9 protein-coding genes are annotated in these 13,620 nt (G+C 65.6%); 6 read left to right on the top strand and 3 right to left on the bottom strand.

Annotated elements, in window-relative coordinates:
- Positions 1 to 12: 12 nt before the first annotated feature.
- The 3 genes from prmB to FA85_RS18510 all read right to left on the bottom strand — a co-directional run bounded on the left by prmB (position 13) and on the right by FA85_RS18510 (position 3,933).
- A complete protein-coding gene (gene prmB / locus FA85_RS18520; RefSeq protein ID WP_036114087.1) occupies positions 13 to 933 on the bottom strand; it encodes a 50S ribosomal protein L3 N(5)-glutamine methyltransferase in 921 nt (306 codons plus the stop codon).
- A 72-nt stretch (positions 934 to 1,005) separates the two neighbouring features.
- Complete coding sequence (locus tag FA85_RS18515; RefSeq protein ID WP_036114090.1) at positions 1,006 to 3,135, bottom strand: phosphocholine-specific phospholipase C; 2,130 nt, start codon at positions 3,133 to 3,135, stop codon at positions 1,006 to 1,008.
- 6 nt (positions 3,136 to 3,141) lie between these two features.
- Complete coding sequence (locus tag FA85_RS18510) at positions 3,142 to 3,933, bottom strand: inositol monophosphatase family protein (protein WP_036117830.1); 792 nt, start codon at positions 3,931 to 3,933, stop codon at positions 3,142 to 3,144.
- Between the two features lie 137 nt (positions 3,934 to 4,070).
- Here FA85_RS18510 and FA85_RS18505 point away from each other — a divergent pair, with 137 nt between their 5' ends.
- From FA85_RS18505 to FA85_RS18480, 6 genes are all read left to right on the top strand, one after another.
- A complete protein-coding gene (locus FA85_RS18505; RefSeq protein WP_036114093.1) occupies positions 4,071 to 5,072 on the top strand; it encodes an ABC transporter substrate-binding protein in 1,002 nt (333 codons plus the stop codon).
- Between the two features lie 28 nt (positions 5,073 to 5,100).
- A complete protein-coding gene (locus tag FA85_RS18500; RefSeq protein WP_036114095.1) occupies positions 5,101 to 6,102 on the top strand; it encodes an ABC transporter ATP-binding protein in 1,002 nt (333 codons plus the stop codon).
- Positions 6,099 to 7,757 carry an ABC transporter permease subunit gene (locus FA85_RS18495; RefSeq protein ID WP_197056596.1) on the top strand — a complete coding sequence of 553 codons (1,659 nt, stop codon included), beginning with the start codon at positions 6,099 to 6,101 and terminating at the stop codon, positions 7,755 to 7,757. Before FA85_RS18500 ends, FA85_RS18495 begins: the two co-directional genes overlap by 4 nt.
- Positions 7,747 to 8,502 (top strand): DeoR/GlpR family DNA-binding transcription regulator, encoded by a 756-nt coding sequence (locus FA85_RS18490; protein WP_036114096.1) that lies wholly within the window; start codon positions 7,747 to 7,749, stop codon positions 8,500 to 8,502. The genes FA85_RS18495 and FA85_RS18490 overlap by 11 nt, the downstream gene beginning before the upstream one ends.
- Positions 8,503 to 8,566: 64 nt before the next feature.
- Positions 8,567 to 11,578, top strand: a complete 3,012-nt coding sequence (locus tag FA85_RS18485) for a TonB-dependent receptor (RefSeq protein ID WP_036114098.1) — start codon at positions 8,567 to 8,569, stop codon at positions 11,576 to 11,578.
- 10 nt (positions 11,579 to 11,588) lie between these two features.
- Positions 11,589 to 13,532: a CocE/NonD family hydrolase gene (locus tag FA85_RS18480; RefSeq protein WP_036114100.1), complete on the top strand. Its 1,944-nt coding sequence runs from the start codon at positions 11,589 to 11,591 to the stop codon at positions 13,530 to 13,532.
- Positions 13,533 to 13,620 lie beyond the last annotated feature (88 nt).

The raw sequence follows: 13,620 nt of genomic DNA, 5'->3' as shown, positions 1-13,620 counted from the left end.
CTTCCGATGGATTCAGTTTCTTGCCGCGCGTGCGGCTGCGATATCCGAGGCGTGCTCGATAAGGTCGCGCCGCTCCAGCGCGAAGATGCCCATCTGACCGACCTTGAACTCCAGCCAGACGAAGGGCACGCGCGGCAGCAACGCCGCCAGGGCGTGCTCGCTGTCGCCGACTTCGACGATCAGCAGGCCGTCTTCGCTGAGATGGTCCGCGGCCTCATCGAGCATGCGCAGGGTGATGTCCAGTCCATCATCGCCGGATGTCAGCCCGAGGACGGGTTCGTGGCTGTATTCGGCCGGCATGGCGGCGTATTCGGCATGAGTGACGTACGGCGGGTTGGAGACGATGAGGTCGTAGACCTCACCCTTCACGCCGTCGAACAGGTCGGACTTGATGGCGCGGACGCGATCTTCCACATGCTGGAAGACGATGTTCTCGTTGGCCAGCGACAGCGCGTCGTCGCTGACGTCGATCAGGTCGACCTGCCAGTCGGGGTTGTACTCGGCCATGGCGATGCCGATGCAGCCCGAGCCGGTGCACAGGTCCAGCGCGCGCTCGATGTGGCGATCGTCCAGCCACGGCGTGAAGCGGCCTTCGATCAGCTCGGCGATGGGCGAGCGCGGGACCAGCGCACGGTGGTCGCTCTTGAACTTCATGCCCGCGAACCAGGTTTCGCCGACCAGATACGCGACGGGCACGCGCTCGGTGACCCGGCGTTCGATGAGGGCCAGCACTTTCGCCTTCTCTTCCGCGATCAGGTTGCCTGCGCCATAAGCCGGCGGGATATCCGGCGGGAGGTGCAGCGCGGCCAGCACCAGATGGGTGGCCTCGTCGATCGGATTGTCGTGGCTATGGCCAAACGTCAGGCCGGCGGCCGAGAAACGGCTGGCGCCGTAGCGGATGAAATCGATGATCGAGGAGAGTTCGCTGGTCACGGGATACGGCTTTCGATGGGGCTGACCACGGAGTATAGCCGTCCGGGAGATAGGCGGGGCCGCCCGGACAGTTCAGACGGTCCGCGGTCCCGGATCGCTCGTCGCCGGCTGACCGTCTTCGTGATGGCCAGCGAACCGTCGCAGGTAGCGCGGCTGCGCCGGTGAGACGATGTCGATGTCGTACCAGCCCGCGCTCGCCTGCAGGTCGAACGACAACGTCACCGACTGGCCCGCCGCCAGTTCCAGCTCGCGTGCGGCTTCCGTCGCATACGCGTTACGTACGCGGACCGGCATCGTGGCCGTTCCAACGTTGCTGAGCCGGATCTCCACACGACGCGCGCCAGGCACACCGGCGAGAACGGCCTCGACCGCATCGCCGGCGAAGCCGCGAAGATGCGCCAGGTATCCATGGGGGCCGTGCACACGTCGATCATATGCATCGCCTGCGTTCGCCAGAGGCCAGCGATCGTCGATGCGCTTGCCCGCACTCACCGCGTAACGGCGCGGTGGGGCGTCCCGCCGCAACCCGTCGTAGACCAGGAAAGCGGCGCCCAGACGCCCCGTGTTGCGGAAGACGAGTCGACTGCCATCCGCGTCCAGGGAGTGTTCGACGGACCACGCGTAGCCCAGTGCGCGCGCAGGACGGCTGCCCGCCTCCTGCACCGGCATCGCTTGTACGCGCGGGACCTCGATGGGCCGCTTGCCGTCGGATCCGGATGGCACACCGAGCCGGGGTACCCGGTCGTCGGCGACACCGGTGAAATCGAACGCGCTGGTCAGATCGCCGCATACGGAACGGCGCCATGCACTGATGTTCGGTTCCTCGACACCGAAGCGCTTCTCGAGAAAGCGCAGTACCGAGGTGTGGTCGAACGTTTCCGAACATACCCAGCCGCCACGTGTCCACGGAGAGACCACGATCATCGGCACCCGATTGCCGAGTCCCACCGGCTGTCTGCCCCGTGGATCGCTGCCAGGCACGAGCGGCGCGGAAATCTTCGGATGCGCGTCGAGATCCATGATCTCGTCGTCGAGCGAGGCGACAAGATCGTCCGATACGACGCCCTGCCCGTCCTCACCGCTCCCGGTCGGCGGGGCGGGCGGCACGACATGATCGAAGAAACCGTCGTTCTCGTCGTAGTTGAGGAACAGCACGGTACGCGCCCAGACCTTCGGGTTCACGGTCAGCGCATCGAGCACGCTGCGGATGTAGAACGCACCGTCGGCCGGAGAGGACGTCGGATGCTCGCTGTATTTGTAGGGCGCGACGATCCAGGTGACCTGCGGCAGCCGGCCATGGATGACGTCGGCGCGCAGATCACGCAACGTGTGCGTCGAAACACCATTGCGCACGAGCGAGCCGTTCGGATCCGCCCCTTCCTTCACCTGATAGGCCGCGAAGAATTCGAGCGAGTTGTCGGTGTAATTGTCGGTGGGCGAACCCGGCTCACCCGTGCCGCCCTGATAAACGCGCCAGCTGATGCCGGCCTTCTCCAGCCGCTCGGGATACGTCGTCCACGTATAGCCATTGGCATCCGCGCGTTCTTCCGTGCCGGGACCGTTCGGCTTGCGGCTCAGCCGCCCCGAGGGATCGCACGTCCCGCTCCACAGGTAGATGCGGTTGACCGCCGTATCGGCCAGCGCGGACGCGTGGTACGCATCGCAGACGGTGAACGCGTCGGCGAGCGCGTAATGAAACGCGGCATCGTCTCGGCGCAGGTACGCCATGGTCAGCACGTCCTGTTTCTGCTCGATCCAGCGATCGTTGTGTCCGAGGTTCCACGCGCCGTGGCCGGTACTCCAGCCGTGATCGGTCCCCTCGTGATGGTCGCCACTGGCACGGGTGTCGAGGTGGAACGGATAGACCCAGGCCACATCGTCGCCGATGCCGCGGGACCTCCAGTATTTCGTGCGAGCGGCGCCGACGGGCTGTTTCCATACCGGATCGCCGTTACCGAGTTCGAGTACGCGCGGGTCGGCAAAACCGCGCACACCGCGCAGGCTGCCGAAGTAGTGATCGAACGACCGGTTTTCCTGCATGAGGATCACCACGTGTCCGACGTCCGCGATGCTGCCTGTGCGACGGTCCGGCGGCATGGCCAGCGCTTTCGCGATAGCGGCGGGAAAACCCTGCGCGACCAGCGAGGCCACCGCCGTCGCACCCGCGGTCTGGAGGAAACGGCGCCGATCGCGTGAAACCATGGAAACTCAGTCCTGTCGCAGGGATTCGATGAGGGCCAGGTGCAAGGCCGGCGTCGCGGCCGCGACGACACGACCGCCGCTGTCGAGGCCCAGCGCGCGCCCCTCCCAGTCGGTGATCACACCGCCCGCCGCTTCGACCACCGGTGCGATGGCGAGGTAGTCGTACGGCATAAGATTCGCTTCAATCACTGCATCGATATGACCGGACGCCAACATGCCGTAGCCGTAGCAGTCGCCACCGAAGCGACGGGTGTAGGCGGCGCGGCTCGTACGGTCGAATTTCGCCCACTCTTCCGGCGTGAACATGTCCGGCGTCGTGGTGTACAGCGTCGCCTCCGCCACCGCCTCACACCCGCTCGTGCGGCACGGATGTCCGTTCATGGATGTACCTACCCCGACGTGGCCGATCCAGCGCTCGTCGAGCGCCGGCATGTCCAGCAGGCCGAGCACGGGACGACCGTGATGCAGCAACGCGAGCAAGGTGCCCCACAGCGGCCAGCCGGAAATGAAACTGCGCGTGCCGTCGATCGGATCGATCGACCATACGAACTCGGCGTCGATACGGGTCGCGCCGTACTCCTCACCCAGCAGGCCATGGCCCGGCCAGGCCTGCTCGATGCGCTCGCGCAGCATGGATTCCACGCCGCGATCCACGGCCGTCACGGGACTCATGTCGCCTTTCAGGGTGACATCGACGGGACGGCGGAAACGCGGCAGCGACAAGGCTCGGGCGTTGTCGGCGATACCCACGGCAAACGCCTCGAATTCCTTCCGCCCGGCGGCGGACAACGATTCCATCGACAGCACTCCAACGTTTCGGGTTGATGACAAAAACGAAAATTCTCTGCTGGATCTAAGTCCCCAGCTTTGCAAATATACCCAAAACGCCACACAGGTGGGGTATGTTGTTTCAGCGCCACAGCCCGGGGACATCGATGCGTCCATACCGCCAGATCGCCTGCACCGTCGCCCTGGGCGCCGCCTGTGGCGTGGCGAATGCGGGCAGCGTCACCGTTTACTCCGCGCTGGAGAGCGACGAAATCGCCACCTATCTCGCTGCGGCGAAGAAAGCCCTGCCCGATCTGGACATACATGTGCTGCGTCTGTCCAGTGGCGATCTTGCCGCACGCCTGCTGGCGGAATCGGCCCAGCCGCGCAACGACGCGATCTGGGGTATGGCCGTCACCGACATGCTCGACCCACGCATCGCGGCACTGCTCACACCCATCCACGGGGACAACATCGACCGCATGCCCGCCCGCTTTCGCGGTGCGGACGCCAGCTGGTTCGCACCCACGGGCTATCTGGCCGCGCTGTGCGTCAACCGTGAAGCGCTGGCCGAACGCGGACTGCCTGTGCCGCGGACGTGGCAGGACCTGACCTCGCCGCGTTATCGCGGGCAGATCGCCATGCCCGATCCGGCATCGTCGGGCACCGGATACATGGTGCTGTCCTCGCTCAGCGATGCCGGGCGCAGCGCGAAAGGCATGGCGCTGGTCACCGCGATCGCACACAACGTGGGCCAGATAACGCTATCGGGTTCCGCGCCTTGCAAGCTCGCACGCATCGGGGAATTTCCGATCGGCGTGTCGTTCGCGTTTTCCGCGATGCAGTCGATCCGCCAGGGTTATCCGGTGACGATGGTGATTCCGTCGGATGGCGCCGGCTACGAACTCGAAGGTTCCGCCCTGATGAAGGACGCCGCGCACGACGCGGACGCCCGCCGTTTCCTCGACTGGACCGCGTCGCCGGAAGCCGCTTCGCTGTACCGCGGTTTCAAGGAAATCGTGGCGGCGCCCGGCGGCAAACCGGCCGAAGAACAACAACGGCAGGGCTTGCCCGCCGACCTCGTCGCGACGCTGCCCGCCCGCGACTTCACCACGGCGGCGCGCGAACGCGCGGCGCTCATTGCCAGATACAAGCGGCTGACGCGCTGACGCGCCGGCCCGGGGAGTCAAGGGGAACATGCATCTTCGCATCGACGACATCGCGAAGGCCTGGAACGGGCAGACCGTGCTCGACGGCGTGTCCTTCACCGCCGGTGAGAGCGACTTCGTCTGCCTGCTCGGCCCCAGCGGCTGCGGCAAGACGACGTTGCTGCGCATCGTCGCCGGCCTGACGCCGCCCGATGCGGGCCGGGTCATCCTCGGCGAACGCGATATCACCCGGCTGCCCGCGCGCGAGCGTCGCATGGGGCTGGTGTTTCAGTCCTATTCGCTGTTCCCGGACATGACCGTCGCCGCCAACGTCGGCTACCCCATGCGTCTGCGCCGCGAGGTACCCGCGACCATCGCCTCGCGCATCGCCGACCTGCTCGATCGCGTGGGCCTGGGCGCACTCGCCGCGCGTTATCCGGACGAGCTTTCCGGCGGTCAGCAACAACGTGTGGCGCTGGCCCGGGCGCTCGCCAGCGATCCGTCCATGCTTCTGCTGGATGAGCCCCTTTCCGCGCTGGATCCGGCCATCCGGACACAGCTCCGCACGGAGATTCGTTCGCTGCAACGCTCCCTGGGCATTCCGACCCTGATGGTCACGCACGATCAGGACGAGGCACTGGCCATGGCGGACACCATCGTCTGCATGAATGAGGGACGCGTGGAGCAGATCGGCACGCCGCGCTGCCTCTACGAGCGGCCGCGCACGCGCTTCGTCGCCAGCTTCATCGGCAAATCCAACCTCCTGTCCACGGCGCTCGTGCGCGAGGCGATGCCCGCATTCCTCGAACGGCGCCCTCCGGGTGCCGAAGCTACCTTCGACCTCTGCCTGCGGCCGGAGGACCTGAAGGTCGTCGCCGATCCACGCGGTGAAGGCGTGGTTGAGGAACTCACGTTCCTGGGCAACCTTGCCCACGCGCGCATCGCCTGGCGTGGCCGCTCGTTACTCGTCGAACTGCCGGGGCGCAGCAACCTGAATCCGGGCGAGGCCGTGTCGGTCGATGCGACCCGCGCCGCGTGGGTCGCCGCGTGAGTGCACTGACACTGGCCGCCGTGCACACACGACGCCACATGGCGGGCATCCTGCTCATCGTGCTGCCGCTGCTGGGCCTGTGCGGCTTTTTCCTCTATCCCCTGCTGACGGTGCTGTGGCGGAGTGTCACCGATGCCCATGGTGCCATCACGCTGTCGAACTACGCGCGGCTCTTCGACGATCCCGGCCTGCCGCGTGCGGCGCTGCACAGTCTGGTCATCGGCGTGACGACGACACTCGGCACCATCGCGACCGGCGTGTGCGTCGCCATGGCCCTGCACCGCTCACGGCTTCCAGGCAAGGCGCTGATTCGCGGCGCGTTGCTGCTCCCGATGCTCGCCCCCTCGCTCGTGCTCGGCCTCGGGCTGGTGTGCCTGCTCGGCCGCAATGGCCTCGTCCACCGCCTGACCGGATGGCCCACGGACATCTACGGCTTCTGGGGCCTGTTGCTTGCCAACCTGCTTTACGGGCTGCCGCAGGTCGTGATCATCGTGTCGGCCGCACTGGAGCGCACCCCTGTCCGCCACTACGACGCCGCCGCATCGATGGGTGCCACGCCCTGGCGCCAGTTCGTCGACGTCACGGTGCCACGCATCCGCTTCGCCGTCATGGCCGCCGCGTTTCTGGTCTTCACCGAAACGCTGACGGACTTCGGGAGCGCGGTCGTCGTCGGCGGCAGCTATCGCGTACTCGCCATGGAGATCTACAGCGAAGTGGTGGGCCAGCTCGATTTTCCGATGGGTGCGACGCTCGGCGTGCTGTTGCTCGCGCCCGCCGTGCTCTCGGTCTGGCTGGGTCGCCTGGCGAAGCGCCGGCAGGACATGGGTGACGCGAGTCCGGGCCGCGCGCTGGTGCCGGAGCGCAACATGTGGCGCGACAGCGTACTCGGCGCCGTGACGCTGCTGGCCGTGCTCGGCATCGTCGCCGTCGTCGGCACCGTCGCCTACGTCAGCCTCGTCAAACTCTGGCCGTACAACCGCACCCTCACCCTGGCCAACTACCTCGGCGGCATGCCCGACGGATACGGACCGGTGGGCACGTCGCTATGGGTCTCGCTGCTGGCGGCACTCGCCGGCGTCGTCCTGGTCTTCGCGCTGTCCGCCGGGCTGCGTCGACTGCCCGGCTGGGTTGCCCGGCCGGTGCAGGTGCTGGCTTCGCTTCCCGCCGCCGTGCCCGGCATGGTCCTGGGACTCGGCTACGTGCTCACCTTCAATCACGGCGCCTTGTCGACGTGGCTCTACGGCAGCGTGGCGATCGTCGCGGCATGCAGCCTCTATCACTATCACGCGCCATCCTTTCTTACGCTGCAGACCGGTATGCGTCGTGTCCCGGAAGCACTGGAAGACGCGGTGGCGGTGTTCGGCGGCGACACACGCCACGTCGTTCGCGACGCGGTGCTGCCTTTCGCGGCGCCCGCCGCTGTCGCGACCTTCTTCTACCTGTTCATGCGCTCGCTGGTGACCCTGTCGGGCGTGATCTTCCTGGTGACACCCGACCTTGGCCTTGCCTCGGTCACGGTGATGCGCCTGGACGAAAACGGCTTCCTGGCGCAGGCGGCGGCGTACGCGATGTGCGTCGTCCTCGCCGGCGGCCTCGCACTGGGCGCCATGCGCCTCATCCTCCACACACTCAAGGACCGACGCCATGTGGCATGAAGAACGACACACCCGTATCCGTGACCTGCTCCGCGCCAGCGGCAAGGTCTCCGTGGAGCGCATCGTCGCCGAGCTCGGCGTGTCGCGCGAAACCATTCGCCGCGACCTGGTCGAACTGGCCGCGCTCGGAGAAATCCGCCGTGTGCACGGCGGTGCCGTGCTGACCGGCGATGAGCCGCCGATCGCCGTGCGCCACGCTACCCGCGTACGCGAAAAACGCGCCATCGCGAAGAAGGTCGCCAGCCTGGTCGAGAGCGGCCAGACCATCTTCATGGATGCGGGCAGCACGATGACGCTCGTCGCTGAAGCATTGGCGACACGAAGCGGGCTCACCATCGTCACCAATGCGGTCGACGTGGCGGCGCGCTTCGCGTCACGCCCCGGCAACGAGGTTCATCTGCTCGGCGGTCGCTTCGATGCGCAGATCGGCTGTACCAACGGATCGGCGACGATCGCCGAGATCGGCCGCTATCAGCCCCACCTGGCGATCCTTTCGCCGGTGGGCATCGATGCGAAGGCCGGTGCCAGCAGTTTCGAAATGGAGGAAGCCGAGATCGCCCGTGCGATGTGCGCCAGCGCACGACGCATCGTGATCGCGGCGGACCATTCAAAAATCGGCGTGCGCAGTCGCGTCGCCTGGTGTCCCGCGGACCGGATCGACGTGCTGGTCACTGACCGCCGCTCGGAAAAGTCGCGCGGTATCGCCGCCATCAGTAAGGCGATCGGCGATGTCGAATACGCCTGAAACAACAACGTGCCAGGAAGGCCAACTCACCCATCACAACCCCATGTCCTTCCCGGAGCAACCCATGATTCCCCGCCCCAATCTCCGACGCACCCTGTTGTGCGCCGCCGTCGCGGCGTCACTGACCGGCCTCGCCTATGGTCAGGCCACCACCGGCCGCATCGCCGGTAGCGCGCCTGTCGCCAGTGGCGAGACCGTGGTGATCGAAGGCAGCAATGGCATCACCCGCGAGGTCGCGGTCGACTCGCGCGGTCGTTATGTCGCCGAGGCCCTGCCGCTGGCGACGTATAAGGTGTCACTGAAGTCCAACGGCAACATCGTCGATACCCGCGACAACGTCACCCTGCGCGTGGGCGCCGCAACGGACGTGTCGTTCGCCGCCGCCTCCTCGCAGGATGCCCAGCAGCTCGATCAGGTGACCGTCTCGGCCACGCAGGCGGCGAAGATCGATGTCGCCACCGTCGCGTCGAGCACGGTGGTCACCTCCGCCGATCTCGCCCGGCTGCCCTTGCAGCGTTCGGCCGAAGCCATCGCCCTGCTCGCTCCCGGCGCCTCGCCGGGCTACACCGGCTTCAAGAACGCGTTTGGCGGGAGCCTGGTGAGCTTCGCGGGTTCGGCCGTCTCCGAGAACGCCTACTACATCAACGGGATGAACACGACCGATCCGCTCAGCGGCTTCGGTGGCGTGACCCTGCCCTACGGTGCGGTCGATCAGCAGGAAATCCTCAGCGGCGGCTATTCCGCCATGTACGGCCGCTCGGACGGCGGCGTGATCAGCCAGGTCGGCAAGCGCGGCACCAATGAGTGGCACTTCGGTGCACAGGTGCTCTGGGAGCCGCATTTCGCACGCGCCAGCGCGCGCAACATCACCTACGGTCACGACAACCCGGCGCCCCCGGGCACGATCAACCAGCGCAACGACGAAAACCACGAGTGGACCACGACCGTGAGTGCGTACGCCGGCGGCCCGCTGGTCAAGGACAAGCTGTACGCTTTCGCCGCGGTGGAAATGGAGCGCAGCAAAGGCAACAGCATCGGCGACGTCAACCACGCCTACGATACCCGGTACACGTATAAGGATCCGAAGTGGTACGGCAAGCTCGACTGGAACATCACGGATAACAACATCCTCGAGCTGACCGGCGTCAACCAGACGCATCGCTCCAACGGCAACAAGTACACCTACGATTACCCGACCGATACGGTGGGCGATTTCGCCAGCACGGACTCGACATACAAGACCAAAGCGATGGTCTATGTGGCGAAGTTCACCAGCTACATTACCGATGACCTGACCCTCACCGCCCTGTACGGCAAGTCGAAGCTCACCTATTACAACGAGCCGCCGGCCACCGGCGTCTCCGGCCCGTTCATCGGCAACGTCAGTCAGCAGAACCCGGCCCTCAATGGCGGCACGCCGATCACCAACGGCCAGACGCTGGATACGGTGGACAACCCGGATCATGAGTCGACCAACCGCAACCTGCGCGTCGACCTCAACTACAAGATCGGCAGCCACTCGATCACCGCCGGTATCGACAATCAGGACTCGCAGGACATCGAAGACGGTACGACCATCGGTGGCGACGGCTACGAACTCTGGTATGCGAAGGGCGATCCCAATCTCAACATCAGCGACAGCCCCTTCGTCGACAAGCCGGCCAACTATCCCGGTGGCCAGACCGGTTACTACGGCTACTACCGCCACTACAACACGCTGGCCTCGGTACGCGTCAGACAGCGTGCGCAATACATCATGGACGACTGGCAGGTCACCGACCGCCTGCTGCTCTCCCTCGGCCTGCGCAACGATCAGTTCACCAACTACAACCCGTCCGGCCAGCCGTATCTCAAGCTGACCCGCCCGCAGTGGGCGCCGCGACTGGGCTTCAGCTGGGACGTCAATGGCGACTCGAGCATGAAGATCTACGGCAATGCCGGTCGTTACTTCCTCGCCATGCCGGCCTCCGTGGCGCTGCGTACCTCCGCCGGCTCGCTGGCGACCAACCAGTACTTCACCTATACCGGCATCGACGCGAACGGCCTGCCGACCGGCGTCAACTTCATCCAGTCGGCCACCGGTGGTGCGGTCTCTCCCAACGGCGAATATGGACAGCCGCCCGACCCGAAGACGGTCAGCGCGAAGAACATCAAGTCGGAGTATCAGGACGAATACATTCTCGGCCTGGACAAGCAGATCAACGCCGACTGGGTGGCGGGCGCGAAGGCTACCGTGCGTCACCTGCGCAACGCGCTGGATGACGTCTGCGACAACGGCGCGATCACCCGTGCGGCGATCGCACAAGGTGCCGACATCGACGCCGTGACGGTGGGCAGCTGCTACCTGTCGAATCCGGGCCGCGCGAACGTGTACCAGCTGGCCAATGCGAACGGCGGCTACACGAATGTCACCGTGACCAACGCCGATTTCGGCTTCCCTCACCTCAAGCGCAATTATTACGGTCTGGACCTCTACCTGTCGCACCCGTTCGACGGCACGTGGTCGGGCAAGATCGACTACCTGTACTCGCGCAGCTACGGCAACACGGAAGGACAGGTGCGCTCGGACGTGGGCCAGGGCTCGGTCGCGGCATCGCGTGACTGGGATTACGCCACGCTGATGAACTACGCCAACGGCGACCTGGGCAACGACCGCAAGCACCAGCTGAAGCTCTACGGTTCCTACCAGATCGCTCCCGAGTGGCTGCTTTCGGCGAACATTCTGATCCAGTCCGGACTGCCGAAGTCGTGCCTCGGCCGCTACGGTGCGGACGAGAGCGACCCGTCCGGTTACGGCAGCTACTACCACTTCTGCTTCGGTGTGCCTTCGGCATACGGCGCGAAGGGTCGCGAGCCGTGGGAAGAGCTGGTCGACGTGAATGCGGAGTACCGTCCGCTCTGGGCCGACAAGAAGCTGGCCTTCACCGTATCGGTGTTCAACATCCTCAACCAGCAGCGCTCGCAGCGGACCAACCCGGTGTCGGGCAGCACCAACTCGGTGAACGACGGTTACCAGCAGGTCATCAGCTACACCCAGCCGCGTTACGCCCGGTTTGGCGTCACCTACGACTTCTGACGGAGCGTCCATGCATCCACTTCTGCGACTGGGTATCGTCGCGCTTGCCGCCGGGGTCCTCGCGACTCCGGCGGTCGGTGGCGAGAAGACCTATAACGACCTGCCGACGGAAACGCCGGCCCGATTCACGCCGACGAACCCCGGCTTCGACTACGTGCGCCGCACCGTCGAGATCCCGATGCGCGATGGCGTCAAACTACATACCGTCATCCTGATGCCAAGGGGCACGGCACACGCAGGCATCCTGCTCACGCGCACGCCTTACGGCGCCGATGGCATGGGTCACCGCAGCGACAGTCCGCATCTGGATACCGCCCTGCGCGGCTACGACAACCCGGCGGACATCATCGTCCAGGACGGATACATCCGCGTCATCCAGGACATCCGGGGCAAGCACGGTTCGGAAGGCGACTTCGTCATGAACCGCCCGCCGATCGGCCATGGCAATCCGACCGCCGTGGATGAGTCCTCGGACATCTACGACACGGTGGACTGGCTGGTAAAACATGTGCCGGAGTCCAACGGCAAGGTCGGCATCATCGGCATTTCGTACGACGGGTTCGAGGCGATGGTGGCGACGATCCGCCCTCATCCGGCGTTGAAGGTCGCCGTGCCCATCAATCCCATGATCGACGGCTGGATGGGCGACGACTGGTTTCATCGTGGCGCGTTTCGCCAGCAGATGATCCCCTATATCTATGGCATGGTGAATTCGCGCGGTAGCGACATCGGCTGGACGACGGGTTACCGCGACGACTACGACCTGTACCTTCGCGGCGGTTCGGCTGGCGATATCGGCCGCGCCTACGGCATGGAATCGCTGGGATTCTGGCAGAAGATTCTTGCGCATCCCGCGTACGACCGCTTCTGGTCCGAGCAGGCCATCGACAAGGTCGCGGCGAACGAGCCGATGACCGTGCCGACCATGCTGGTGCACAGCCTGTGGGATCAGGAAGACAATTACGGCGACATGGCGGTCTACCGCGCCCTCGCGCCGCGCGATCCCCGGCATGAGAAGTTGTGGCTGGTCCTGGGACCGTGGCGTCACGCGAAGACATGGGAAAAAGCCAACACGATCGGCGCGATCGATCTCGGCAGCGATACGGGCACCGAGTTTCGCCAGAAGATCCTGCGTCCGTTTCTCGCCCAGTACCTCAAGGACGACGCGCCGAAAGCGGACATCGCGCCGGTCAATGCGTTCGTTACAGGTGAGAACACGTGGCGCAAGCTGAATACGTGGCCCTCCGGCTGCCGTGACGGATGTGTACCTGCGATGCAGCGCTGGTTCGTCGGGGCCGACGGCGCGCTGGGGACGGCGGCACCCGCCAAGGGCGACGACGAATACGTATCGGATCCCGCGAAGCCCGTTCCCTACCGCGTGCGCCCGATTCAGTCGTGGTCGCACGGCGTGGCCGATCGCGAAGACTCGTGGCCCGAATGGCTCGTGGATGACCAGCGCGATTTCGCGTCGCGGACCGATGTGCTGACCTATGTATCGCCCGTGCTGGATAAGCCGATGGGCGTCGCCGGCGAGCCGCTGGTCCATCTGCTCGCGTCGACGAGTGGCACGGACAGTGACTGGGTGGTCAAGCTCATCGACGTGTATCCGGACGAGGTCGAAGAGAAGCCGTCGATGGGTGGCTACGAGCTGCCGGTAGCGATGGAGATCTTCCGCGGCCGCTACCGCGAGGGCTATGACAAGCCGAAGCCGCTTCAACCGGACACCGCGCAGGAGTACGGGTTTCCGCTACCGACCGTGAACCATGTGTTCCAGCCGGGGCATCGCGTGATGGTGCAGATCCAGTCGAGCTGGTTCCCGCTGTACGACAGGAACCCGCAGACCTTCGTACCGAACATCTTCAACGCGAAGCCGGGGGATTACCGGAAGGCGACGCAGAAGATTTATCGCGACGGGCAGGAAGGAACCTACGTCGAGTTACCCGTGGTGAAATAGAGGGACGACCCGTTACCAGCAGGCCGGCCCCCACCAGGTTGCGACACCCTGGTGGGAACCGGCGCTGATGGAGGCCAGCTGGCTGGCG

The sequence above is a fragment of the Luteibacter mycovicinus genome, from assembly GCF_000745235.1.
GTDB classification, from domain to species: Bacteria; Pseudomonadota; Gammaproteobacteria; order Xanthomonadales; family Rhodanobacteraceae; genus Luteibacter; species Luteibacter mycovicinus.
This window is presented reverse-complemented; position numbering and strand designations above follow the sequence as displayed.